The following is a 1693-nucleotide window of genomic DNA, read 5'->3' on the forward strand; positions in this document are numbered from 1 at the left end:
GCGGCACTGGCGCACGAGCATCTGTTCGCGCTGCGGCAGGCGCTGGAGGCCTTCGACTTCTGCGGCCAGCAACTGGCTCAGTGCGACACCGAGATCGATGCTCAATTGCAGCGCCTGCACATCAGCGACACGGAGCCCGCCAAGGGCAAGAAGCGCGGCAAGGCCCGCAATGCGCCCAAGTTCGACCTGCGCACCCGGCTGTTCCAGATGTGCGGCGTGGACCTCACCCGCATCGATGGCATCGACGTGACCACCGCGTTGGCGGTTCTCTCGGAGACCGGCACCGACATGCGCAAGTTCGCCAGCGACAAGCACTTCGCCTCTTGGCTGGGGCTGTGCCCGGGCACCAAGATCACCGGCGGCAAGGTCATGAGCGGCAAGACCAAACGCTGTGCCAACCGAGCCGCTCAGGCACTGCGGCTGGCCGCTGCAGCGCTGCGTTCAAGCCAATCTGCCCTGGGTGCGTACTTCCGCCGCCTGTGTTCACGCATGGACAAGCCCAAGGCCGTGACGGCCGCCGCCCACAAGCTCGCTCGCCTGATCTACGCCATGCTCACCAAGGGCGAGGAATACACCGATCAAGGTCAAGACTACTACGAGGAGCGCTACCGCCAGCGGGTACTGCACAACCTCAGTCAGCGGGCCAGCAAGCTCGGCATGAAACTCGTCGCAGCAGAACCCGTCTAAAAAAACACCTTTGCAAATCAATCACTTGGTTGGTGTTTCTTGAGAGCCACCAGCGCTGTGGCAGAGCTTTTGACTTCCAGGGCCTCCATTCTTTCACGGCGAGCCCGTACCAAGCTGAGGACGCAGATTAGGAGACCCATGATCGACGGAGCCCAGCGCAATGGACCGAACTGAGTTGGGCATAAGACGAACCAGGCAGTGCTCCAGACTCCGTCGAGTACGGCAGCCCAAGCGGAGCGCTTGAAATTCGGCGCGGCGACTTCTCCGGAAGCATGATTGACCCAGCCGACTAAAGATTTCCAATTTCCTGGCTGCCTGAGAAATGCGGTGACCGTAGTGCCAGGTTCAATTGATGGCCACCCAGGAACGGAGACGTACGGCACGTAGTCTCCGGCGGACATGAAGCTGAAGACCGAGTGTTTGGGATGAAACCGATTCTCTCGATTTCGGTGAACGTGCAACACCTGATCGAATGTGACGACGACCTGTTCCATGGTGGCTAACAGATAGCGTTTATCTGCCGAGCGCAGACGAAGGCATGCGCGCGACGGCGAGCCGAGGCAGATAAACCGTGTTGAACTGAACCATCGTGCCGTCCCTGCCCATGTGGGTCTTTGTTGCAGGCCGCAGGGGGATTGGATCGCCCCGGGCTTTGTTTCAGGCCATTATGGTCGGCCGGGCTCGGACGTAAAGCCCCCCAGGCGTTTGGCTGAGGGGGCCATGGAGGGTTGGGCAGGCCTGGCCACGGTGGTTTCTGGCTGGAGTGAGGGTGCTGGTGGTGTGAAGGCACGCACGCGCCCCGTGCGGGTCGGGGCCCGCACTGACAGGGCAACGCGCAAGGCCAGGCATGTCATGAGGGTGGCCCACGTGCTGTCTGGGTGTGGGCACACTCGCACCCGGGGGCGGGCAGGTGCCTGGCGCCCGGGCGGGATGCCACCACCTGCAGCGGTCCTCGACACTGCGGACAGGTGTGTACGGCCTTGGCCGCCACGCGTTGCATGAAGGC

Annotated in this window: 1 protein-coding gene; it reads left to right on the forward strand. The window is 62.6% G+C overall.

Annotated elements, in window-relative coordinates; genetic code table 11:
- On the forward strand, positions 1-687 hold a 687-nt coding region (locus tag I73_RS03810; RefSeq protein ID WP_022979399.1), incomplete at its 5' end, for an IS110 family transposase.
- Positions 688-1693 lie beyond the last annotated feature (1006 nt).

The sequence above is a fragment of the Ideonella sp. B508-1 genome (genome assembly GCF_000333615.1).
In the GTDB taxonomy this organism is placed as follows: Bacteria; Pseudomonadota; Gammaproteobacteria; order Burkholderiales; family Burkholderiaceae_C; genus Ideonella.